The organism is Sinomonas cyclohexanicum, assembly GCF_020886775.1.
In the GTDB taxonomy this organism is placed as follows: domain Bacteria; phylum Actinomycetota; class Actinomycetes; order Actinomycetales; family Micrococcaceae; genus Sinomonas; species Sinomonas cyclohexanicum.
The window spans coordinates 15,709-36,758 of sequence record NZ_AP024525.1; the positions used below are offsets into that span (position 1 = coordinate 15,709).

The window sequence follows — 21,050 nt, forward strand, 5'->3', positions numbered from 1 at the left end:
GATCCCTCAACCATGCTTAGATCCGAAGAGCCGGTTATCCCTAGCAAGCTCCCTTTCCGCTGATCGACAGGTCATGCTGGGAATCAGAGAATCATTGGGCTGCCACAGAATACGATTATTGGGTATCTGCTTGGCTGAAGTTGGCGACGGGCCTCGCAGCGGTGGTGCCAGAAGACCTAAGCCAGAGTGCGCTGCAGATGCGCCCCGGCCGAGAGAGCGGAGGCCTGCATGGGAGAGCGCGTCACTGACCTGCGTATGGCGTCACTCGGATCTGCTGCGCGAGGGCCAGGGCAGCAGGAAGGTCGGCGCTGTTCTCCACGAGCGTCCGCCCGATGACGAGGACCTGCTTCCCGGGCGCGTCGAGGACGCTCATCCCGTGCGGGGCCGCGGTCACGTGACCCGCGGCCGCGATGAACGTCGTTCCGGGTGCTTTGAGGTTCGCGATCACGACGCCGGTCGCGGGTGCGACGATTTCGACGTTGTGGTAGCGGCTGCCCATCTCCGGGATCGTGAGCAGCTCGGGTCCCTTCGACAGATCGAGCCAGCCGACCGTGTAGAGCCCGTCCTGGTTCCCGCCCAGGAGCCAGTTGTTCCCGTGCGCAGTCTCGGGCGAGGCGAGGTACGGGACCGTGTAGAGCGTGTTGTCGGGAGTGTTCGCACCGTTCCCGAGGCCGGCCGAGATAGCCTTGTGCGCCGAGTTCAGCACGAGCGGCGGCGCGTACCTGATCAGGAGCGTCGTGCCGCCGGCGAGCGTCACGGCGACCGTCGCGAGGAAGATCAGCAGATGCTTCTTCCACGGCTTCATGCGGCGGCGCCCCGCACCGTCGACTGGCGCGGTCACGACTGCGCCTCGGTGACCGCCGGCGGGTGGTACGTCCCGTCGAGCACCGAGGGCCCCGGCTCGTAGGCGCGGAGCCAGAGAGCGTGTCAAGTTGTTTGTGTGAGTGGTCGGTCTCCGGTTTGGTTCAGAGGTAGGGGTTGATGCGTTCAGGGTAGGCCAGGGCGAGCTGGGCCAGGGCCTGCTTCCAGTTCGTGGTGACCTGGCCTTGGACGAGGCGCCCGTCGGCCTTGCGCCGGTCTGCAGGCAGTCCGCGCTCCTTGGCCCGTTCGCGGGCGCGCTTGTCCTCGATGTTGCAGATCGCGAGCCAGAGCAGCTTCACGACCGCGTCGTCGGAGGGGAAGTGGCCGCGGTTCTTGATGACCTTGCGCAGCTGGTAGTTCAGCGACTCGATCGCGTTGGTGGTGTAGATGACCCGGCGCAGCATCGGCGGGAACGCCAGGAACGGGATGAACCGCTCCCAGGCGTCCTGGAACGCCCGGACCGTGTTGGGGTTCTTCTTCCCCAGCTCGGAGGCCGCGAACTCCTCCAGGGCCGCCTTCGCGGCGGCCTCGTTCGGGGCCTGATAGACCGTCTTGAGGGCCGCGGCGACGGCCTTGCGCTGGCCGTAGGCCACGAACCGCATCGAGGCCCGGATCAGGTGCACCACGCAGACTCCCGCTGTCAACCCCTGGGGTCCGGATGGGGGTCGCGGGGGGCAGGGCTGATCGGCGGGCGGGGGCTTCCCGTCCGCTGGGGGTGTGCGTGGGCTCAGCTCGCGGCGGGCAGTGCCAGGTGTTCCTCTGCGGTGCGCTGGGGGATGGGGCCGGTGTCCTGGGCGTGGTCGGCGGCTTCGAGGGCCTGCCGGCGTAGGGGGTGCAGGGCCGGGTCGTATTCGGTGCGGTCGTGCCAGCAGCGCCAGAGGATGCGGACCCAGCGGGCTGCGACGCCGCGCAGTGCGCGGTGGTGGCCTTGGCCTGCGGCCCGGGCCCTTCGGTAGTGCTCGCCGGTGAAGTGGGGGTCCTCGCGGACGGCGACGAAGGCCCACCAGTCGATCGCGTGGCGCATGCGCTTGTTCGCCGCGTAGCGGAAGCGGACCTGGCGGGTGCGCCCGGAGGCGCGGGTGACGGGAGCGAGCCCGGTCTCGGCCAGCAGCGACGCCGCGGAGGGGTACCGGTCGCGGTCCTCGCCCATCCCTGCCAGGAGGGTCGCGGCGGTGACGGGGCCGACGCCGGGGAAGGCGGTGAAGATCCGGGTGTCGGGGTGGGCGGCGAGCAGTGCCCGGATCTCGGTGTCGTATTCGCGCAGGTGCCCGTTGAGCAGGGAGAGCTCCTCGGCCATCCGCACTGCGGTGAACGCCCGGCCGGCGCTGGTGCCCTCGCCCGCGGCGAGCAGGTGGGGGCGGAGGCGTTCCACGAGGGTCTCGGCGCTGGTGCGCCCGGAGTAGCCGTGGGCGGTGATGAAGGCGTCCATGCGCTTGACCCCGACGCGGGCGGCCTGGGCGGGCTGTGGGTAGCGCCTGATGAACTGCAGGGAGATGTCCCGGTCGAGGCTGGAGAACAGGTGCAGGACCGCAGGGTTGTAGGACTCCATCACCGCCCGGAGCTGGTTCTCCAGGTCGCGCTGGCGCCACACGAGCCGCTCGCGGTCGCGGATCACGGCGCGCAGGCGCATCAGGGTCTGGGACGCGGGTCGGATCGGGCGCCAATGGGTGTGTTCGTGGCGGAGGCTGTCGGCCAGGACGAAGGCGTCGAACGCGTCGGACTTCTTCGCGGCCATCCGGTAGCGCTCCCGGGACCGGGCGGAGACCTTCGGGGAGATGCAGTAGACCTCCACGGCCAGCTCGAGCAGCCGCTCGACCAGGAGCCCTTCGGCGCGTTCGATGGCGACCCGGACCACGCCAGCGACCGCGGCAAGGGCGGCGCACAGCCCGGCAAGGCCTTCGACGGTGTGCGGGAAGCGCTTCTGCAGCAGCGTGGCCCCGGTCGAGTCGACGAGGCAGAGCTGGTGGAACGCACCGCCCCAGTCCACGCCGGCGAACACCTCGGGGGTCCCGGCAGCGGTAGCCAGTTCAGTACTTGTCATACCGCAGGTCCTTCCTCTCGGACTGAACCCACCTGTGCCGGGGATGCGCGGCAGCCTCGCGTCAGGACCTCATCTCGGCGATCGCCGCACCGGCGTCGCATCTCCCGCTGGCTGATTCACGATTCTGCCCCGCGGCGGCCGAACGGGTCTGCATGTGGGCCTCGAGGGCGACGCGTCTGCAAGGGTTCTGACCGCCACGGCGCAGGTGGCTGGCCGAACGGTTCGGCCACCGCCATTGTGGACAGATGAGGTCTGCACCAGCGACTCGGGCCAGGTCGCCTCGATCGCCTCGGGGAAGCCGGTGAGCCCGTCGCAGCAGACGATGAGCACGTCCCGGACGCCGCGGTTGGCCAGCTCGGCGCAGACCCCGGCCCAGAACTTCGCGCCCTCGGCGGCCTGGACCCAGATCCCGAGCACGTGCTTGATCCCGTCCATGTCCACCCCGACCGCGATGTGCGCGGCCTTGTTGCGCACGTGCGCCCCGTCGCGGACCTTGACCACGATCGCGTCCAGGTAGATGACCGGGTAGAAGGACTCCAGCGGCCGGCGCTGCCAGGCCAGGACCTCGTCCAGGACCTCGTCGGTGACCTTGGAGATCGTCTCGCGGCTGACCTCGGTGCCGACCGTGGAGACGAGGTGATGCTCGATGTCGCGCACCGTCATCCCGCCCGCGTACAGGGAGATGATCATGTCATCGAGCCCGGACAGGCGCCGGGCGCCCTTGGGCACGAGCATCGGTGTGAAGGTCCCGTCCCGGTCCCGCGGGACCGCGAGCTCCACGTCCCCGGCGATCGTGCCGACCGTCTTCGGGAACGAGCCGTTGCGCGAGTTCGGGAACAGCGCCGCGTCCGGGTCGCCCTTCTCGTACCCGAGGTGGTCCGACAGCTCGGCCTGCATCCCGCGCTCGAGGCCGGCCTTGATCAGCTGCTGGATCAGCCCGTCCCTGCCCTCGAGCTGGACCTGCCCGGCATCGATCATCGAGTACAGCTCATCCAGCGCCCCCGACGCCTCGAGCGCTTCCACGCCCTCACGCTGGGCCCTGCGGCGCTCCTGCCGCTCTTCCTTGCTGACCATGCTCATCAGTGTCTCGGCTTTCTCTCAGGGACACCGCCCTCACACAAACCATCTGACACCCTCGAGCCAGAGCATGAAGCCGCCGCCCGGGGTCGGCAGCCAGTTCGCCTCGTGACCGGCTGGCGCGGTGGGCCGCAGATAGACATCGATCGAGCCGTCCGGGTTCTTTTGAAGGCCGGAGCGATCGCTGACGCTGTACCTGTGCGCCGGGTTCTCGACCATGAGCCGGTTCGAGTCGGCGATCGTGATCGACCAGAACGCGCTCACCGGCGGCAGGCCGCCCGCCGGGAAATGGATCACGTAGTCCTTGGAGCCGTCGAGCTTCGCGCCGTTCGCATCGACGGTCGCCTGCCAGTAGACCGCCTCTTGCGGGGCATTCACAGCGGGCAGGGTGTCCGCGCAGGCAGCCTCAACCAGCCAGCTACCGGGAACCCCGCATGCCTGCGTGGTCTTCCACCCGTTCACCGTCGTCATCATCGCCTGGGCCTGCACGCTGATGAGCGCGAACGCGAGCAGGAGGGACAGCCCGAAACCGATGAGCACGCCCTGGATGATGTCGAGCGGGATGCTGCGGCGCCAGAGGAAGCGGAGGACGTTCTGCCGCGGGTTCTTCGGGGCCGCTGCCGTGGTCATGCATCCATCCTCACACTGGGCGACGCGAGAACCGATGCGCCGAGTAGCGCGCGCTCCTTTCCAGACAGCGTTAGCCCACTACGCTTATCGTTTTCTCCAGCCTTTCCACGTCGCGCGCGGCATCTGCGGCGCCAAACCGGCAAGACCCCCGGCTAATTCAGCCACGCAGATACCCAATATACGATTTCAAGATGTCGCAGTCGCAGTCTGAGCCTGCAGGCCAAGGATCGGTCTATCTGGACATCGCCGTGGTCGCCCAGGGGCTCTGCGACATGCTCGGATCCAAGCTCGTCGCGTCGATGGCTGGGGTCAAAGGCCCGGGGCAGGTGCGCAAGTGGGCCCGCGGGGACCTCGAGCCCACCCAGCCGGCCCAGCAGCGCCTCCGCTTCGCCTACGACCTGCTCCACGGGGTCGAGGCCGCCGAGGGGCGCAATGTCACCCAGGCCTGGGCCACGTCCGTGAATCCGCGCCTGGACTACGGGACGCCGCTGAAGGCCATCCGCGAGGACCGCTTCCAGGACGCCGCCGCGGCAGCCAAGGCCCTGATGGAAGACGCCTACGACGGGTGAGGCGCAGACAGTGCTCCAGGACCGGCGCTTCTGGCCGTGAACTGTCACAGCAGCCCTCTAGTTGTTGCGGGTCATGAGGTTGCTGACGCTCGGGCGCGGGTCGGGGTGAAGGGGACGGGCCTTCCCCGGCAGGATGAGTAATCGCCAAAGAACTCGCCCGACCGAAGGAAGACCCGTCTATGACCCACGGTAATGCCCCGCTGTCCCTGGAAGGCCGCCGGCGCCTGGTGAAGCGCTGCCAGGACCGCCCCATCGCCCACGTCGCCGCCGAGATGGGCATCTCCCGGGCCTGCGCGTCCACGTGGGTCAACCGCTACCGCAGGCACGGCGAGCTGGGCCTGCAGGACAGGCCCTCGGTGCCCAGGCGCCAGCCCACCGCCACCCCGGCCGAAGTCGTGGTCCGGATCGAGGCCATGCGCCGGGAGAGGAAGTGGTCTGCGGCCCGCATCGCCCACGAGCTCGGCAACGAGGGCATCCGCATCAGCACCCGCACCGTGTCCCGGCACCTGGCCCATCTGGGACTGAACCGGCGCCGCTTCATCGACCCCAACGGCGAGTCCAACCGGGAACCGAAGCGGATCCACGCCCGCTGGCCCGGGCACATGGTCCACGTGGACGTGAAGAAGGTCGGCCGCATCCCCGACGGCGGCGGCCACCGCGTCCACGGCCGCGGCAGCGCCCAGGCCAAGGCCGCCGAGCGGGCCAAGGCCAAGGGAGCCCGGGCCGGGTACGTCTACCTCCACTCCGCCGTGGACGGCCACACCCGACTGGCCTACACCGAGGCCCTGCCGGACGAGAGGGCCGCCACCGCGATCGGGTTCGTCACCCGGGCCAAGGCCTTCTTCGCCGCGCACGGGATCACCTGGATCCACCGCATCGTCACCGACAACGGCTCCTGCTACCGCGCCCACGACTTCGCCCACGTCCTCCAAGGCGCCCGGCACCAGCGCATCACCCCGTACACCCCACGGCACAACGGAAAGGTCGAGCGCTACAACCGGATCCTGGCCGAGGAGTTCCTCTACGCCCGCGAATGGACCTCAGAACACCAGCGCGCACAGGCCCTCTCGGTCTGGAACGTCCACTACAACTACCATCGACCACACACTGCCGTGGGAAACCGGCCACCAGCCACCAAGGCCCGCACCCGCGTCACCAACGTCATGGCCTCATACATCTAGTCCGGTCTCCGGGGAGAAACTGTACGTCGGCCCCGCCGCTCGTCGTAGAAGGATCCTTCAGCGAACGCCTAGAGGCACGACCCGCCAAGCTTTCGATCCGCCCATTTCGCCTTGGTTACTTGTCGGAAAGGCACCTTGCGAGCGCTTCATTCCGCCTGAATCGCACTGCTGGACAGTACCTCTAGGTCGAGACTCTCTGTTGCGTTCAACTGCTTGAAGGTCATATCCACGTCGGATAACACCTCCACCTCGAAGGAGTGGACCTCCTCGAGGGCATCCGCGTTGTCCAAGGCCGGCTGGAGTAGCGTCTGCTGAACAGTTTGCCCAAACCGACGCCACAGGTGGAGGAGCGTCGTCCCGTCATGGGTAACGTTCTGCAGAATCAGTTCGCACACGCGATTTATCTCGAGATTCTTCTCAATCTCGCCCTGCTTCAGCCCCCGAACTCTATCAATCCCCCAAGCCCAAGCTGGATCAGCCTCGTCATCTGGGATCAGGTGGGCTTCTGGGACAATGATATGAAGAGTTAGATTCCTTCCGGGGGAGGCCCACTGGTCAGAAGAAACACGCATATCGGCGACTAAGTCGAGCACCTGTCCGAAGGCGCCTTGACTGCCGGCCCTGTCCTGCGCTTTTTTCCGCAGTCTGTTGAAGACAGGGTAAACCTCGTCTGGAAAAGGGAACCTGCTGAACGCACGTCCAATTCTCCAACCCAGTTTTCGGGCTTCACTGCTGCTTGCTTGTTCCACGCTCCGCACGAGCAGGCGCCGACCTACGAGTCGGGACTTCGGTACTGAAGTCGCCCTCTCCATGTCGGCTACATGCTGGGAACCAAGGTCCGCCGACTCAAGGTAGAGATGAAGTGGTTTTCGACCCTTCTTGGCGTCCGACACAATCTTATCGGTCGGTTCAAGCACGGGAGCGACGAGACACCGTTCTTTGCTGGCCTGCACGAGGTCGCAAGTTTGGCTTAGGATGGCCACCCCAAAGGGAGTTTCTTCAGAGTAATGGAAATCCTCACCCATGAAGACAAGGTCTTGCATGTCAACAATGTCCCCTTGCCGAAGGTTTAGGCAGCCAGGATTGACTAGTTCAATTATTTCCTCCGTGCTCACAGTGAAACACGATCACGCGCAGAGATTGCGCTTGCCTGGAGCTGGGCATCCGTGGGCAGGGTGCTGATCCACTGATGAAACAGACTCTGGCCCCCCGATGAGTCGAGTAAGGCTGCTCGACGCTGGAGAGGCGTCTCAGCAGGAAGCTTGCTGACCATATCCGTGAGGGTCGCAAGGCGCTCGGCATGTGCCGCGGACATCGCGCCACCGTTTAGCCAGTTGTGGACCGAGCGCCGGGAGACGCCCATGAGTCTGCCCAGTTGATCAACCGTCATACCGGACAGGATCCGCAATTCGGCGAGCAGCTTCGCAGGGGTGCGTTCCATCTCGGATCTTGTGACTTCAACCAGTTGAGGCTGCGAAGTAGTAGACCAGTGGTGCGCAGCTGGCTGCGGCCCGCCGGAGGTAACTGTCCAAGGGGATTCTGGCGGGACAATGTAGGACCCAGTGGTCACGGCGATCGCGAGTCCCCAAACCAGAGACACCGGCAGCTTCCTGCTGGAAAGGTGAGGATCATTCGTGGCTAATCCAGACGAGGTAATCACCCAGCACCTCCGAAGGCACTCACAAAGCCCTCCGTTATAACAAGCTTGAAATAATCGTATGCGGTGTCAGACAGCTTTCCTGCCACTTGAATTATAGCTTTCGGATCAAAGAGTATCATTTCCTCCGAGAAGGCATCTAGATCTAGAACCCAAGAGGGTGACGGGAGAGGTGAAACGGCCGGATCTACTGTTTCATTGGCGGGGAGAACGCCGGACCGAACTCGTAGCCCAATATCGCCAATTGCATATTGGACCTGATTGGTGCTGCTTGTGACGACGACGTCCCTCGACACGGGGGCGAGGGACGCGTACCCCAGAACTTCAGGTCTGACGTACCCACCCAAGTCAGAAAGGACGTCTGGGTTAGAAAGACGATTGACATAACGAACGCCCACTCGCTCAACGAGGGGAATTTTGACGTGGACAGCCACATTCTCAAGGAGATCTTGTAGCCGGCAAGCGAGTTCGTCGAATTCTTCATAGGTCGTGGCGAAGAGACTTACGAAGCGTCTGCTCAGCATTACATGCCATTTGCGGTCGACCGAGGTCCAGTGAAATAGGGTGTCTCCGGGATGTTGCTGGACTCCCTCAGGCGTTATTTGATAGGCCATCTCCCGTACTTCCTCGAAGATGGGGTAGTCGGGCAGAGCCGCTCCGAAGGACAGGGCGATCGACCTGAGATCTGTCTGAAGATGACCGAACTCTGGCCAGCGGATCTGGCAAAGAACAAGAGCTAGCGGGTTCGACTGGAGTCGGACCTTCTTGGATGTATCTCCGGTGAACGGGCGGAAGCGGTCCCTGTCTGTCATGGTTCACACTGTACTTCACAGTCCTGACATTTATCAGTGCCGGGCAGTCCCCAGACAATGGGGTTCCCGGCAGCCAGCCCGTCAACGCACTCAGCTCCACCAGACCAGCCCCACGCCGAGGCTCGGGCGAGCCGGAGGGGCCCATACCCCGTGCGATGAGATGCCGGGTGAACGTACCCCAAGTGCAACCGCCGCGCCGACTGTGGGGCGCAGGCCGGAAGACCAGGACCATGGCCGCCCCGTCGACCACCTACATGAACCCGCCAAAGTCATCGCCGCACTCGAAGAGCGAGCCGGCGGCCAATGGTGATCGGGCTGGTCGCGCCGTCCAGGTACCATGCTCCCGGCACAAGTCCCGTAGTTTCCGGGCAACCGAAGTAGGGTGATGATGCCGAGGAAGGGGACATCACGCAAGAAGGCCCGCAGGACCGCGCGGGCCATGTCTGCCTGGACATCGCCGCGGTGGCCCAAAGCCTCTGCGACATGCTCGGATCCAAGCTCGTCGCGTCGATGGCTGGGGTCAAAGGCCCGGGGCAGGTGCGCAAGTGGGCCCGCGGGGACCTCGAGCCCACCCAGCCGGCCCAGCAGCGCCTCCGCTTCGCCTACGACCTGCTCCACGGGGTCGAGGCCGCCGAGGGGCGCAATGTCACCCAGGCCTGGGCCACGTCCGTGAATCCGCGCCTGGACTACGGGACGCCGCTGAAGGCCATCCGTGAGGACCGCTTCCAGGACGCCGCCGCGGCAGCCAAGGCCCTGATGGAAGACGCCTACGGCGGGTGAGGCGCAGACAGTGCTCCAGGACCGGCCTCTCGATGATCAGGATCAGCCACACCTTCAGGGGTCGATCTCCCGCCTATGAGCGAAGGCTGACGCTTGCCTGCCCTCCCCGGATCAATGGGACGCCGGCACCTGAGGGATTTCTTCAACGAATCGGAAGACTATTCCAGTGTCGGAAGCTTCATCTGGGCCAGTCTCTTCACCGCCTCAGGGGTCGGCCGGCCGAGTTCAGCGTCCAGGACGACCCTCAGTTGTGCGGCCCGGACACCACGGCGCAGGTAACGGGCCACTTCCCTCCGTGATGCTGGATCCGTCCGCAGCTTCCCGTCCGGGGATCTGAGAGCGTCCAAGGGCGATGGCAGCGGCGGCATGGGCAGCTGCGCCAGCCGCACTACCGCTTCTGGTGTCTGACGTCCCCGGGCCTCGTCCAGGGCGACCCGCAGCTGGGCTGCCCGGATACCGCGCCGAATCCGTCGAGCGGTCGCTTCCCTCGACGTCCGGGATGACTCGCCAGCGGCCATTGGTTCACCCTCTCTGTACCTGCGTCCGTCCTGTTCCAGAGGAGCTTGGACAGCTGCGTGTGGCGTTCGTCAGCTGGATCGCTTGGCCAGTTCCTTGATCCACTCTGGGGCTTCCTCCCCGGCCTTCTTCATGGCGACGACGTAGACCTTTGCCGCCGCGGCACGGTTCGCGGCCTTCTTGGTCACGACCCGGCTGGTGGGCACCTTCCTGGGAATGGTGCCGGTCTCGTCGTCCATCGTGGCCAGCTTCTTGACCGACTCTGGGGCTTCCTGCCCGGCCTTCTTCATGGCCGCAACGTAGGCCTTCGCAGCGGCGATACGGTTCGCGGCCTTCTTGGACACGACCCGGCTGGTGTGCACCTTCTCGGGCATGCCGTCAGTCTCGTCGGACATCGCTGTTCCTCCGTCTCCTGCTGCTTGCATTCTGCGTGCCCCTCCCCGGTACCGTCCATGGTCTCTTCCTGGTCGCCGTCGAAGAGGAGCGGCCGCAGCGCCGCGGCTATGAGCTTCGGAATGAGGCAGGCTGGGGCTGCTACTCGAGCGGCGGCAGCTTCAACTGGGCCAGTCTTTTCACGGCCTCGGGGGTCGGCCGGCCGCGTTCCCCCTCCGAGGGCAACCCCCAGTCGCGCGGCCCGGATCGAACGGCGCAGGTGGAGGGCGGCTTCTCTGCGTGATGCCGGCTCCCGCCGGAGCTTCCCGGCCGGGGACTTGAGGGCGTCGAGCGGTGACGGCAGCGGGGGCATGGGCAGCTGTGCCAGTTGTACGGCGGCGGGCGGTGTTGGACGTCCCCGGGCCTTGTCTAAGGCGACGCGCATCCGGGCCATCCTGATACCGCGCCGTATCCGTCGGACCCTCTGTTCTCTGGATGCCTGGGGTCGCTCTTCACCGGCAGACATTGGCTTGCCTTTCGCCACACCATGGTTTGTCCCGTTCCGGAGGAGGTCGGACAGACTGTCATGGCTGGAGGGGCGGATTAAATAGCTTCATCATGGCCTCGCACCTTGGGCGCGATCAGACGACAGCCAACCCACCACCCTTCCTCGTGACGGCCCAGCGTGGGCCGAGCCCGGGGTCGTCCGTCGCCGTGATCGTCAGGCGCCCTCGCGACTGCTTCGCAGATCTTCGAGGTCGATAGCATCTACGTGGGCTGCGATCAGGGGCGAGAGGTAGTCAATGCCGTTGGTATCGAGGATCTGAATGATCTCTTTCAGCCTCTCTGCCCGCTCCAGGTCCAGCTTTACAGCGAACGTATGGCGCGGGCCCTTGGAAGGGCGGCCAGTGGGGCTTGGGGATGGTGTTGCTTGCGCTGCCATGGCCCCAGTATGAGGGTTTCACGATTCGTATCCCGCCGCGCTCAGTGCGCAATGAAACGGAATGCTCATAAACGAGTACAAAATCGCTCCGACTCATTTTGAAATATGCCGGGACCGCTGGAATTGCCCAATCCCTGCATGGGTCAGGCGCGCTGGGTAAAGCCGTTCGGGCATTACTCGCACCAGGTCCCTCTGAGAGGGACCTGGTGCGTCCGGTGGGGCCAGGTGTCCCTGACCGTACGAAGCCCGCGGGCTGTCGTATCTAAAAGGCCTGTCAGCTGGGGGCCGCCTCACGCTGCAAGCAAAGCGTCACCTCTCGTAGTCGGGACCATCGTTCTGGCGTTCCATGCCGGCAATCCGGCCGGAGAGCGTCGCGGCCTCGATCTTCCTCTGCATGTTCAGGCTCCGTTCCTTCCACTGGTCATAGTTGGGGCCGCTGTTTTCCTGCCGAGGGGGTCGCTGCCGCGGGCCTGGTGCGCGGCGAACTCCCGGCGGCCATATTCCTCGGCCTTGTCCATGAGGAATGTGCCGTCCTTGAACTTCGTGCCCTTGAGGAACATCACGTACACGTGTGACTGGGCTGTCTTCCCGGTTCCTGCAACGCCGGCGACAGCCAGGCGGCGCGGGCGGCACGGGAGGGGGGTCATTGTGGCATAGCACGTACGGATGGTAGCGAACGTCTATGTCGCTAGTCCTTCCAAGGAAGGACGTTCCTACGCTCTTTGGCCAGCTGTTTTCATACGTTGGCGGTAGGCGGCTGCCTTGGCCCGGTCGCCGCAGCCTTTCATGCCGCACCAGCGGCGTCTGTGGCCGTGTGACCTGTCGAGGAAGGGGCGGGTGCAATTCTCGTCCGCGCACCAGCGCAGGAGCGCCAGGCGCGGCCCTCCGAGGAGCTCCAGGCACTCCCTCCCCAGCAGTGACAGCACCGAATTTACCGAGCCGGTGCGGCTGATCGTTCGGTCGGTGACGGACATGGCCACCAAGGGCGGTCCACATCTCTCATCCCACGCCATTAGTGACATTATGACGTGGGATGGGGTCACGTCGCGGGACCGCATACTTTTCAAGGCAATCCGGCACCTCAGGCCCCTCTCAGCCAGACGACCTTCCGGGCACGACGTGATCCCTCCGCGCCGGTATCCTAGGCTGTCCAAATGAGCGTCAGCGCAGCGCAGGCAGCCGTCTTCTACGAAGAGATCGTCGAGCACGGCCAGGCGTGGACGATCCGCGATTCGGGAGGCGTCCCTGCTCCCCTCAACGGTGACGGCCAGCGCAGCATGCCGTTCTGGTCCCTCCGGAGCAGGGCAGAGAAGGTCATCTCGAATGTGCCTACGTACAGCGCCTTCGGACCCACGGCCATTCCCCTGGAGGAGTGGCGGACCCCTGGATCGATGGCCTCGAGCGCGACGGGATCGTCCTGGGCCTCAATTGGAGCGGCGCCCGGATACTTCCCGCATTGATGAAGGTAGGGATGCGCGAAGAGGCCGCCGTGGAGCAGATCGCGCGCGTCTGCGCGGCAGTAAGTTCGGCTCCTCGACGAAGAACGACCGTCCTCGAGCCTCTCCGTCCGGCACGCGACGTCGATGAAGTCCCCGAACATGCCAGGCGTCAGCGCACAGCTTCGTGGACATGAGCATCAGGAGGAGCCCGGTCCTCGAGGGGCAGGCCTCGATCGAGGACGTGCTCGTCCAGCCCCCGCCCGGTGGCTGTGACTCCGAGCACTCCCACAGCAGACTCTGTCCGGGCTCAAACCCGGTGGGAGCCCCTCGGCTTTGGCAAGACAAGATGCGGGCCCAGCAAACTGGGGACTGGTGGGCCCGCACCTGGGTGACTGGTGGGCCCGCACCTGGGGGGATTCGTCGCTGATTTGCAAAGCCCGATTGGCCGTCCCTGACGGGCGATGCCGGGACGGGATCGGGGCTGGCGCCGCTGCACGAACTGCCTTCGGCCCGCCACCCTTTGGCGCCGTTGGCGAGGCTTCCCCGATTGCCGTCGAAGAGGACGTCGCCTTCGGTCAGTCGGAGTAGCACGCGCGGTAAGCGATGGCCTCCACCAGTTCGTCCCGGGGGAATCCGTGATGCTCCGCGGAGGCCCGCCGTCGCCCAGGCCCTGCTACTGGATCGGCGAGCCCCCGCACAGGAGGACTCCATTAAAGGAAATCTCCGGAGGCAAGCGGAGTCCCAGACTGTCAAGGAAGCCCGAGCACACCCTCACACTGTTGGCGCCTCATCGCGTGAAACGGGCCCGCAAGTCTGCCCTGCGTCGCCTCGCCGCCACCCTGGCGAAGATCCATTCGCCAGCGTTGGTGCAGTCGGAGCGGATCGCCCTCGGGAGTTGAGGTGCCGCGGACCGCATCGGCGCGGCACGGCACTCCGACTCGCTGGAGGTGGCCGGCTCGACGATACCGGGTGCTGGCGCGACACGTTCAGGGCCTAATTCATTCTGCGGGCAGCGCCCCGACTGTTGGCTATACTGCGTCCACGTGGCAGATCGCTATTGGGGGGACTTGGTATGCCGCAGCAACGACAGTCAGGTTCTTTCTTCATAAGCTTCGCATCCCACGACCATGCGATCGCCGCTGAACTCGCAGGGCGCCTGCAGGAACAGGGGCTCCTAGCATTCTTCGCCCCCCGTGACATCGGCGCGGGTGAGAACTTCGCGCTGCGAATAGTCCAGGCGATAGTCGAATGCGAAACCGTGGTCGTGCTGCTGTCCGCATCCGCGATCTCCTCGCCCCACGTGCGTCGGGAAGTCTCACTCGCCATCGACGAACGGCGTCGGCTGGTGCCGGTGAGTCTGGGGGGCATCCGATTTCCCCAGGACTTCACGACGGAGTGGTCCTACTGGCTCAGTGCAGTGCAGGTGCTTGGTTTCACGACGGTCGACGACCTCGTCGGCGTCCTGGCTGTCGGGCATGTCCCCGACCTCGACCGGCCGCACTTCGACCCCGGTAACAGGCTCCTCGAACCGGGTCTGCCAGAGCCGAGTACTAGTACGCCGGACGCGATCTCGCCCGTCTCCCTCCTGCGCCCCGAACATTCGATCGTGCCATTCGCAGGCCGTGAAGACGAGATCGCGCGCCTCTCTTCCTGGCTTGACCGCAAGGAGCGGTTGAGCATTCGGCTGTTGACCGCTCCAGGAGGCCACGGCAAGTCCCGGCTAGCGCAGGAATTGATGGCCAAAGCTGAAGGCACCGGATGGGATGCCGCCTTCGTCCGCGACTTCGCGTCCGTGGCGTTCCGCCATGTCTCGAAGCCGAGCCTGTGGGTGGTGGACTACGCGGAGACCAAGGGGCCCGAGCTCGCGGAGATGATCCAGCAGCTCTCCCGTGTCCGCCTCAATGTGCCGGTGCGGATCCTTCTGCTCGCCCGGAGTGCTGGCGACTGGTGGCGGACTCTTGGTAGCTCGAGCGCTGAGGTGGAGACAGTCCTGACTGAAGCGGTCGTGCAGGAACTGGCACCACTTACAAGAGATCCCGCGACTGCGAGTGATCTCTACCGGGCAGCCGTCAGCTCCTTCGCCGATGCCCTCGGGGTTCGGATTCCCGACGTTGGGATGCCGACGGAGGAAAGCGATTCCATCGTCGATCTCCTGCAGAGGGCGCTCCTTGCGGTGCTCAGCGATTCGCAGAGCGAAGACTCTGAACGGGTCATCCAGCGGCTGCTCGGCCATGAGCGACGGTATGTCCGCGTCGCCGCCGCGGCGGGGGGGCTCGAGCACTTCGACGACGTCGACTTCGACCGGATGGCTGCCCTGTTCTCGCTCTTCCCTCCCCGGGGAGTCTGAGGCAATGGGTCTGGCAGCTATAGCGCAGCCCAGCGCAGCACCGCAAGACCATCGCCGGCTCGCACGCCTGCTCCGACGCGTGTATCCAGGTGTAGGGGGCTACTCGAGCGGCCTGAAGCCCGACGCGGTCGCCGAACTTGCGATCGCAGGGCTTGTCGCCGAAGACGGCGGGATCCCCGGCGGGCTGGGCACTTGGGCGCTGATCGACGACGACCGATACGAGAACGGTTTGCGCATTCTGGCGCGAGCCGCAGTGACGGCGCCGTCGGCTCAGGCCGAGCTGGAAAAGGTCGTGGGCGGCTTGGGAGTGCCTCGCCTGAAGATCGCGCTGGAGGTCGCCCTCCAGGTCGAGTCGCCCTACGCGATGGCATCGATAATCTCGTCGGCCGCGATGGCGGGCCGGTTCGACGATGATCTCGACAGCGCCTTCGGCCTCCTCCCGGAGGAGACTGTCGCCCTGTCCGAGGTCGCCGCGGTGCTCGCCGAGCGTCTCATGAAACGGTTTTCCCCGTCGGATGAGCGCGCCCCGAGGAATGGATTCCTGTTGGTTGGGGTGTCTAGTCGATTCAGCGACGCCGGGTGGAATGCCAAGGCGCTCGAGGCCGTTTCGGCGGGAATCGCAGAACTGCGTCAGGATCCGTCCGAAGAGGCCCGCCCAGAGCTTGGCCGCGCGCTATCGAACCTGTCGAATCGCTTGTGGGAGATGGGCGAGCTGGAAGCATCCCTCGCCCCGGCCGCAGAGGCTGTCGAGCTTCTCGCCTCCGAAGCGGACCGGACAGCCTTGCTGGGCGCGCGCAACAATCTCGCCTTCCGCTATATGGAGGCCGGACGCTATGGTGAGGCGCGCACGCAGTGCGAGCTAGCCCTTGAAATGGTCCCCGCCGAAGGCCATATGGCCAGCCGAATCCGCCCCAGCGCCCTCGCGATCGAGAACAATCTGGTGTGTCTGGACGCCGCGACCGGCGGGTGGGAGCGTGCCGCCGACCGCGCGGCTGCCCTCATTGAGCAACGGCGGTCGGACTATGCCGTCCACAGGGACAGGAACATGGCGTACCTCGCACGGGCCCTCGCGAACTCAGCCATCCCCTTCGCGGCAGTGGGCGAGGCAGAACGTGCGGGAACGGCGATAGCCGAAGCCCGGTCGTTGCACCGCATCACGGCCGCCCGTGCACCCATCTTTGCATTCGAAGCCGCGGAAAGTGCGCTCATCGACGCCGTGGTGCGCGCCCTCGCAGACTCCTCCCAGAGCGCCCTGGAGGCGTTGGACGACGCCGGCAAGACCGTGGGCGGCGTCCGCGCGGAGGTGGGCCCCCTCGCCGAAAGAGTCGCCAAAGCGATCGCGACTCTGGCAGCTGGCCTGGGCGGCGGATCTCAGCTGGCCTGTAACGAGCTCGCCGCCATCGGCGGCGACGAAGGCAGCCGGGTGCGCTTCCCGGTCCTGCTCGAGTACAAGGACCTGTAAGGGTGGCAGCGACGGTAGGGGTCTCGCCGCGGATACTGGAGCGGGGCACGCTGCCCGCCCACCAAGGCCTTCGGTTCGTGTCCTGGGACGGACCACATGACGCCGAGATCCTATGGCGGCGGGAGGGCGACCCCACCGCGGAGCTCCTCGCAGCGGCCGCTCGGGGCACGGCCGTCCGCTGGGTCCACCTTGACACGGTCGGAGTGGACCGCCTGCCCCTTGCCGCGTGGCGGGAGCGAAGCATTCGCGTGTCCAACGGCCGGGGCCTGAGCACGGTCCAAGTAGCTGAATGGGCAACAGCGGCAATGCTGCTAGCCGTCCGGAGGCTCCACGAGACAGTGAGGCTTTCGGATCTTCGGCGGTGGGAGCCCCCGACAGAACCCACTGGTACCGTGCACGGGCGGCGAGTCGTCATCCTCGGCATGGGCGCCATCGGGGCCAGAGTGGCGTACTTGGCCGGGGTTCTCGGCGCCACAGTGACGGGGATCATCAGCTCGAACCCTGCTCCGCACGATCCGCGCCATGGGCTGGTCGATGCCCTCCTGCCAGCCGAGCGGTTCCGAGAGGCGTGCCGCGACGCCGAGCTTCTGGTGCTCTGCGCACCCCTTACTGAGACGACTCGGTCAATCGTCTCGGCCGAGGTGATCTCCGAGCTGATGGGTTCCGCATGGATCGTCAACGCAGCCCGGGGTGGTCTGGTCGACGAGGCAGCACTCGCGGAGGCCGTGCGCTCCGGCCGGCTCGGAGGAGCAGTCTTGGATGTCACCTCGCCGGAGCCGCCCCGGGCAGACAGCCCCCTCTGGGGGCAGCCGAACATCATCCTGAGCAGCCACGTGGCAGACCGTCCCCGTGCGCCTAACGAGGAGTCCGGTCGGCTCTTCCTAGCCGAATTCGAACGCTATCTGCGACGCGAGCGGATGCACAACGAAGTTGACCTGACGAGGGGGTACTGATGACGAAGATTCCAGTTCCATGGCCCGTGTACTCGGGCACCGCTGCAGACCGCGTCTCCGACCTCGTCCGCTCTGGGGCAGTCTTCGATTACACGGGACGGGGCCCCGTGGCCGACCTCGAGCGCCGCCTCGAGGAGCGCTACTGCGCGGAATACGCGCTCACCCTCAACTCAGGTACGAGCGCCATCTTCGTTGCCCTCTCGGCCCTCGGCGTCGAGCCGGGCGATGAGGTCGTCGTGGCGGGCTGGACCTTCCTGGCTGCCGTCACCCCTCTGCTGTGGCTGGGTGCCGCCCCCGTCCTCGCCGACGTGGCACCCGGTCAGCCGGTGGCAACGGCGGCCACCATCGCCGAAGCGATCACCCCGCGGACTCGCGCTGTTCTCGTCACCCATCTCTACGGCGAGCCAGTCGACACCAAGTCCCTGCACGAGTTGTTGGCACCGCTGGATATTGCGCTCATCGAAGACTGCTCCCACGCCCACGCCAGCGAGGTCGGTGGGCGCCCTCCTGGCGCTTGGGCCGACGCTGCAATCCTGAGCCTCGGCGCCCGCAAGCTCGTCTCTGGGGGGCATGGGGGTGCGCTTGTGACGAGAAGCCGCCGGCTGTACGAGACGGCGCTGATGGTAGGGCACAGCAAGCCGCGCACCCGACGCGAATTCGCAGGTGCCCCCGAGGCGCCGCACGCCGAGCTTGGACTCGGCGGGAACCTGAGGATGTCGCCTCTCGCCGCCGTTCTCATCCTGGACCACCTCTCCCGTGTGGAGGAACTCTCGGACGCCCGGGTTGAGAACGCAGGGGTGCTCGAAGAGGCTCTCGCACCTTTGGCCGTCCCGCTCCGATCGCAGGCCCCGGGCGAGAATCGCACCTACTTCGATCTCGTATGGGTGCTGCCCGCCGGCGACGGAGCGGAGCAGAGGGATGCCGCCATCGCAGCGTTGAACGACCTCGGCGTTCCGGCCCGGCAAGTGTCAACACGGCCCCTGAGCCGGACACTGCGCAATATCGAGGCGAAGGGCGAGGCGCACCCGGGCCGGTTCTGGCCCGAGCTGGAGGCCTGGGCCACCGGCTGCCGTCTGCTTCCCGAGGCGGAGGCCCTGCACGACCGGGCGATCAGCCTCCCATCCGAGTTCTTCTATGAGGCCGGGGCACCCTACGCCCGCCATCTCGCCGAGGGCCTCGAGCAGGCAAGGGCGGAAGGCATGCTGTGGGCGACCTGACCTTGCTTGCCCCGACGAGCGTGACTGTCTGGTACGAGCCCCTCGGCGGAGATCCCGCGTCGATGATCCCGATCGGCGAGGGCGGTCCGGTGCCTGTCGAGAGGGTGCAGTCGATCGCTGGCGCAGCAGCCGGGGGAGCAGTCCGCATACATTCAGGTCACGACAGCCTCTTGCGGGATTCTGATTTGGCCGGCGAACTCCGCAGACAGGGCGCGGAGGTGCATGCTCAATCTTCCACCGCCGTCGCAGCAGGACGGGACAAGTCCTGCGCACGGATCCTGATGCGGGAGGCGGGGGTCCCTCTGACTCCATGGGGCATTGGACAGGTCCCCGACCGAAGCGACGTGCTCGTGAAGGCACGCGACTCGACGCAGAGCCGCTCGATCCGCTGGGCCGGCAGTGCCGGTCCAATCCAGCCCGACAGCTACTGGGAACAGTGGATCGATGGTTTCGAATTCTCAGTCACCGGATACCGGGAGCGGGGCCTCACTCTGCTGCCCATCGTTGCCAAGGGAAGGACCAGGCGGGACCTGCTGCCGCCGTGGCGCAGGCTGCGCTGGGTGCGGTCGGGAGATCAGGTCCCACTGGCCGACGCGATGTACGAGGCCGCTGGGCGGGCCGCAGAGGCGCTCGACATCTGGGGCTTCTTCGAGGTCGAGTTCGTCGCCAGAGAAGGCGTCGCCCTCGTGATCGAAGTCAACCCCCGCATCAGCGGAACGCTGAGGCTCGCGGCGATGGCCGCAGACATCGGGATCTTCGCGCCGGGCGTATTCACCGCCAACCCCACTGTCATCCAGCCCGTGCTCTCGGGAGTGGAGATCCCGTTCAAGGGGAACCCGATCCTCGAACCAGGGCTTATCGCGACCTCTCGCCTGACCTGTGTCGGCGAGTCCATCCAAGAAGCTCTCAGGAGAGTGGCCGCCCATGTGCCCGAGACGGCTCGCATCCTGGAGGACTTCGACCCGGAGGCAACAAAGTGACCGACTACGATGCCCGGGGCTTCGCTCCCAGGTTCCGCGCGAGCAGACCCCTCGACCCCCAGACAGAAGAGCTATGGGTCAAACTCCTACGCGCAGCCATCCCCGAAGAGGTCCTCGTCCGCACAGCACTCGACCTCGGCGCGGGCACAGGAAGGTTCTGGCCAGCCATTCGGCGTGCCTGGCACCCTCATCGCATCATCGCGGTCGATCGGTCGGCGGCGATGCTCACTGCGGGCACGCAGGCGGAAGATGTCGAAGCAGTGGTCGCCGATATCGACGACGAGACGATCGACCGATACCGTCCCAATGCGGTCCTATGCTCCATGTCGCTCCACTACAGCGCCCACCCTGGCCGCCTCTGCCAGCGGTTGAAAGCCATGCTGGCGCCGCATGGCGTGGTTTGCGTGCGCACAGCCTGCCAAGAGACGACTTCCGCCAACACCATCCTCAGGTTCTTCCCCACGGCCCGCCAAGCCGAGCTTAGAGCATTCCCCGAGCGGGGCGTCATTGAAGGATGGCTCTCAGAAGCAGGTTTCAGGGTCCGATCAGAAGTGGTGCGGACCCCCGCTGCGCCTGTATACAGGGAACTGGTCCGGCGAGCCCTGCGCCGCGGGCTGCCGTCGCTGCAGTTGGTGTCGAATTCGGAGTTCGCCCTCGGCATGCTGAGACTCGCGGGTTGGGCGGCTGGCCGAGCAGTCCGACGTCTCCCGGTGCCGCACGACGAGACCCTCCTAGTGGTAGGCCAGGCCGGATGACCGCCTGGGTCTTCGTTGCTCGCGCCGTCTCCCATGGGACGACGCGGGATGAAGAGTATGCTCGGGCCATCGAGCGCCTGGTCGCCGGGGGCGGCTACGGCGTGCGCCTGGGGGGCAGCGCAACCCCTGGAGAGCCGATGGCCAAGCTTGTCGCACAGAACATCAACGCGGTCGCCCAGGCTGCAGTACTCGTAGCCGTTCTGCCCGAGAGCACGGAGACCATTTCGAGCGTCTGGCTCGAAATCGGCATTGCCTTCGCCGCCGCGCGGCCCATGGTGATCGTGGCGTGGACCGGGACGGAGCTCCCCTTCCTAGTCCTCGCCTCGGCGGATGCAAGTCCGAAGCGGACCGTTGTCGTCCCGGCCGCATCGACCGCCCATGAAACGGCACAAGCAGTGCTCAATTCGATCAGGGAAATCCCGTATGCCGGCCCGACGACCTGAGTACTTCATTCCACC

Annotated in this window: 20 protein-coding genes and 2 pseudogenes; 11 read left to right on the forward strand and 11 right to left on the reverse strand. The window is 66.0% G+C overall.

From position 1 onward, the window contains the following. Positions 1 to 241: 241 nt before the first annotated feature. The 5 genes and pseudogenes from SCMU_RS00075 to SCMU_RS00095 all read right to left on the reverse strand — a co-directional run bounded on the left by SCMU_RS00075 (position 242) and on the right by SCMU_RS00095 (position 4,609). Positions 242 to 841: a DUF1254 domain-containing protein gene (locus SCMU_RS00075; protein ID WP_229230704.1), complete on the reverse strand. Its 600-nt coding sequence runs from the start codon at positions 839 to 841 to the stop codon at positions 242 to 244. A 124-nt stretch (positions 842 to 965) separates the two neighbouring features. Then, positions 966 to 1,502, reverse strand: a pseudogene (locus SCMU_RS00080) (transposase); the annotation flags it as partial. Between the two features lie 86 nt (positions 1,503 to 1,588). Further along, the gene (locus SCMU_RS00085; protein ID WP_229230190.1) at positions 1,589 to 2,902 is read right to left on the reverse strand and encodes an IS110 family RNA-guided transposase; all 1,314 of its coding nucleotides are present in this window, start codon (positions 2,900 to 2,902) and stop codon (positions 1,589 to 1,591) included. Between the two features lie 237 nt (positions 2,903 to 3,139). Next, positions 3,140 to 3,982 (reverse strand): annotated as a pseudogene (locus tag SCMU_RS00090) (IS256 family transposase); the annotation flags it as partial. A 33-nt stretch (positions 3,983 to 4,015) separates the two neighbouring features. Then, positions 4,016 to 4,609 carry a DUF1214 domain-containing protein gene (locus SCMU_RS00095; RefSeq protein ID WP_229230706.1) on the reverse strand — a complete coding sequence of 198 codons (594 nt, stop codon included), beginning with the start codon at positions 4,607 to 4,609 and terminating at the stop codon, positions 4,016 to 4,018. 191 nt (positions 4,610 to 4,800) lie between these two features. Between SCMU_RS00095 and SCMU_RS00100 the strand changes: the two genes are divergently transcribed. Together SCMU_RS00100 and SCMU_RS00105 are read left to right on the forward strand one after the other, a co-directional pair. Continuing rightward, complete coding sequence (locus tag SCMU_RS00100) at positions 4,801 to 5,178, forward strand: hypothetical protein (protein ID WP_229230950.1); 378 nt, start codon at positions 4,801 to 4,803, stop codon at positions 5,176 to 5,178. 179 nt (positions 5,179 to 5,357) lie between these two features. Continuing rightward, positions 5,358 to 6,359 carry an IS481 family transposase gene (locus tag SCMU_RS00105; protein WP_229230951.1) on the forward strand — a complete coding sequence of 334 codons (1,002 nt, stop codon included), beginning with the start codon at positions 5,358 to 5,360 and terminating at the stop codon, positions 6,357 to 6,359. 146 nt (positions 6,360 to 6,505) lie between these two features. Here the strand turns inward: SCMU_RS00105 and SCMU_RS00110 are convergent, their stop codons facing one another. The 3 genes from SCMU_RS00110 to SCMU_RS00120 all read right to left on the reverse strand — a co-directional run bounded on the left by SCMU_RS00110 (position 6,506) and on the right by SCMU_RS00120 (position 8,828). Next, on the reverse strand, positions 6,506 to 7,402 hold the full coding sequence (locus SCMU_RS00110; protein WP_229230952.1) for a hypothetical protein: 897 nt from the start codon (positions 7,400 to 7,402) through the stop codon (positions 6,506 to 6,508). A gap of 68 nt (positions 7,403 to 7,470) precedes the next feature. Next, complete coding sequence (locus SCMU_RS00115) at positions 7,471 to 7,800, reverse strand: helix-turn-helix transcriptional regulator (RefSeq protein ID WP_229230953.1); 330 nt, start codon at positions 7,798 to 7,800, stop codon at positions 7,471 to 7,473. A gap of 215 nt (positions 7,801 to 8,015) precedes the next feature. Further along, a complete protein-coding gene (locus tag SCMU_RS00120; RefSeq protein ID WP_229230954.1) occupies positions 8,016 to 8,828 on the reverse strand; it encodes a TIGR04255 family protein in 813 nt (270 codons plus the stop codon). A 483-nt stretch (positions 8,829 to 9,311) separates the two neighbouring features. On the opposite strand from SCMU_RS00120, the gene SCMU_RS00125 reads away from it, so the two are divergent. Continuing rightward, positions 9,312 to 9,608: a hypothetical protein gene (locus SCMU_RS00125; protein ID WP_229230955.1), complete on the forward strand. Its 297-nt coding sequence runs from the start codon at positions 9,312 to 9,314 to the stop codon at positions 9,606 to 9,608. A 587-nt stretch (positions 9,609 to 10,195) separates the two neighbouring features. Here the strand turns inward: SCMU_RS00125 and SCMU_RS00130 are convergent. The 3 genes from SCMU_RS00130 to SCMU_RS00140 all read right to left on the reverse strand — a co-directional run bounded on the left by SCMU_RS00130 (position 10,196) and on the right by SCMU_RS00140 (position 12,497). Beyond that, positions 10,196 to 10,519: a hypothetical protein gene (locus tag SCMU_RS00130; protein ID WP_229230956.1), complete on the reverse strand. Its 324-nt coding sequence runs from the start codon at positions 10,517 to 10,519 to the stop codon at positions 10,196 to 10,198. Between the two features lie 698 nt (positions 10,520 to 11,217). Beyond that, positions 11,218 to 11,439, reverse strand: coding sequence for a hypothetical protein (locus SCMU_RS00135; RefSeq protein ID WP_229230957.1), 222 nt, complete (start codon positions 11,437 to 11,439; stop codon positions 11,218 to 11,220). Between the two features lie 713 nt (positions 11,440 to 12,152). Continuing rightward, a complete protein-coding gene (locus tag SCMU_RS00140) occupies positions 12,153 to 12,497 on the reverse strand; it encodes a CGNR zinc finger domain-containing protein (protein ID WP_338027580.1) in 345 nt (114 codons plus the stop codon). A gap of 96 nt (positions 12,498 to 12,593) precedes the next feature. Here SCMU_RS00140 and SCMU_RS00145 point away from each other — a divergent pair, with 96 nt between their 5' ends. The 8 genes from SCMU_RS00145 to SCMU_RS00180 all read left to right on the forward strand — a co-directional run bounded on the left by SCMU_RS00145 (position 12,594) and on the right by SCMU_RS00180 (position 21,035). After that, the gene (locus tag SCMU_RS00145; protein ID WP_229230959.1) at positions 12,594 to 12,899 is read left to right on the forward strand and encodes a DUF2750 domain-containing protein; all 306 of its coding nucleotides are present in this window, start codon (positions 12,594 to 12,596) and stop codon (positions 12,897 to 12,899) included. Between the two features lie 1,051 nt (positions 12,900 to 13,950). Continuing rightward, entirely contained in the window at positions 13,951 to 15,225 is a 1,275-nt protein-coding gene (locus SCMU_RS00150) for a toll/interleukin-1 receptor domain-containing protein (RefSeq protein WP_229230960.1), read from the forward strand. 4 nt (positions 15,226 to 15,229) lie between these two features. After that, the gene (locus tag SCMU_RS00155) at positions 15,230 to 16,687 is read left to right on the forward strand and encodes a tetratricopeptide repeat protein (RefSeq protein ID WP_229230961.1); all 1,458 of its coding nucleotides are present in this window, start codon (positions 15,230 to 15,232) and stop codon (positions 16,685 to 16,687) included. Between the two features lie 77 nt (positions 16,688 to 16,764). After that, a complete protein-coding gene (locus SCMU_RS00160; RefSeq protein WP_229230962.1) occupies positions 16,765 to 17,640 on the forward strand; it encodes an NAD(P)-dependent oxidoreductase in 876 nt (291 codons plus the stop codon). After that, complete coding sequence (locus tag SCMU_RS00165; RefSeq protein WP_229230963.1) at positions 17,640 to 18,857, forward strand: DegT/DnrJ/EryC1/StrS family aminotransferase; 1,218 nt, start codon at positions 17,640 to 17,642, stop codon at positions 18,855 to 18,857. Before SCMU_RS00160 ends, SCMU_RS00165 begins: the two co-directional genes overlap by 1 nt. Beyond that, positions 18,845 to 19,837, forward strand: coding sequence for an ATP-grasp domain-containing protein (locus SCMU_RS00170; RefSeq protein WP_229230964.1), 993 nt, complete (start codon positions 18,845 to 18,847; stop codon positions 19,835 to 19,837). The genes SCMU_RS00165 and SCMU_RS00170 overlap by 13 nt, the downstream gene beginning before the upstream one ends. After that, on the forward strand, positions 19,834 to 20,592 hold the full coding sequence (locus SCMU_RS00175; protein ID WP_229230965.1) for a class I SAM-dependent methyltransferase: 759 nt from the start codon (positions 19,834 to 19,836) through the stop codon (positions 20,590 to 20,592). The genes SCMU_RS00170 and SCMU_RS00175 overlap by 4 nt, the downstream gene beginning before the upstream one ends. After that, positions 20,589 to 21,035, forward strand: a complete 447-nt coding sequence (locus tag SCMU_RS00180) for a hypothetical protein (RefSeq protein WP_229230966.1) — start codon at positions 20,589 to 20,591, stop codon at positions 21,033 to 21,035. The genes SCMU_RS00175 and SCMU_RS00180 overlap by 4 nt, the downstream gene beginning before the upstream one ends. Positions 21,036 to 21,050: the final 15 nt, after the last annotated feature.

Coding starts and splice junctions, on each gene's coding strand:
- SCMU_RS00145 (WP_229230959.1), top strand. CDS start 12,594: ATGAGCGTCAGCGCAGCGCAGGCAGCCGTCTTCTACGAAGAGATCGTC.
- SCMU_RS00130 (WP_229230956.1), bottom strand. CDS start 10,519: ATGTCCGACGAGACTGACGGCATGCCCGAGAAGGTGCACACCAGCCGG.
- SCMU_RS00105 (WP_229230951.1), top strand. CDS start 5,358: ATGACCCACGGTAATGCCCCGCTGTCCCTGGAAGGCCGCCGGCGCCTG.
- SCMU_RS00180 (WP_229230966.1), top strand. CDS start 20,589: ATGACCGCCTGGGTCTTCGTTGCTCGCGCCGTCTCCCATGGGACGACG.
- SCMU_RS00125 (WP_229230955.1), top strand. CDS start 9,312: ATGCTCGGATCCAAGCTCGTCGCGTCGATGGCTGGGGTCAAAGGCCCG.
- SCMU_RS00165 (WP_229230963.1), top strand. CDS start 17,640: ATGACGAAGATTCCAGTTCCATGGCCCGTGTACTCGGGCACCGCTGCA.
- SCMU_RS00140 (WP_338027580.1), bottom strand. CDS start 12,497: ATGCGGTCCCGCGACGTGACCCCATCCCACGTCATAATGTCACTAATG.
- SCMU_RS00155 (WP_229230961.1), top strand. CDS start 15,230: ATGGGTCTGGCAGCTATAGCGCAGCCCAGCGCAGCACCGCAAGACCAT.
- SCMU_RS00085 (WP_229230190.1), bottom strand. CDS start 2,902: ATGACAAGTACTGAACTGGCTACCGCTGCCGGGACCCCCGAGGTGTTC.
- SCMU_RS00135 (WP_229230957.1), bottom strand. CDS start 11,439: ATGGCAGCGCAAGCAACACCATCCCCAAGCCCCACTGGCCGCCCTTCC.
- SCMU_RS00110 (WP_229230952.1), bottom strand. CDS start 7,402: ATGCAAGACCTTGTCTTCATGGGTGAGGATTTCCATTACTCTGAAGAA.
- SCMU_RS00095 (WP_229230706.1), bottom strand. CDS start 4,609: ATGACCACGGCAGCGGCCCCGAAGAACCCGCGGCAGAACGTCCTCCGC.
- SCMU_RS00150 (WP_229230960.1), top strand. CDS start 13,951: ATGCCGCAGCAACGACAGTCAGGTTCTTTCTTCATAAGCTTCGCATCC.
- SCMU_RS00100 (WP_229230950.1), top strand. CDS start 4,801: ATGTCGCAGTCGCAGTCTGAGCCTGCAGGCCAAGGATCGGTCTATCTG.
- SCMU_RS00115 (WP_229230953.1), bottom strand. CDS start 7,800: ATGGAACGCACCCCTGCGAAGCTGCTCGCCGAATTGCGGATCCTGTCC.
- SCMU_RS00120 (WP_229230954.1), bottom strand. CDS start 8,828: ATGACAGACAGGGACCGCTTCCGCCCGTTCACCGGAGATACATCCAAG.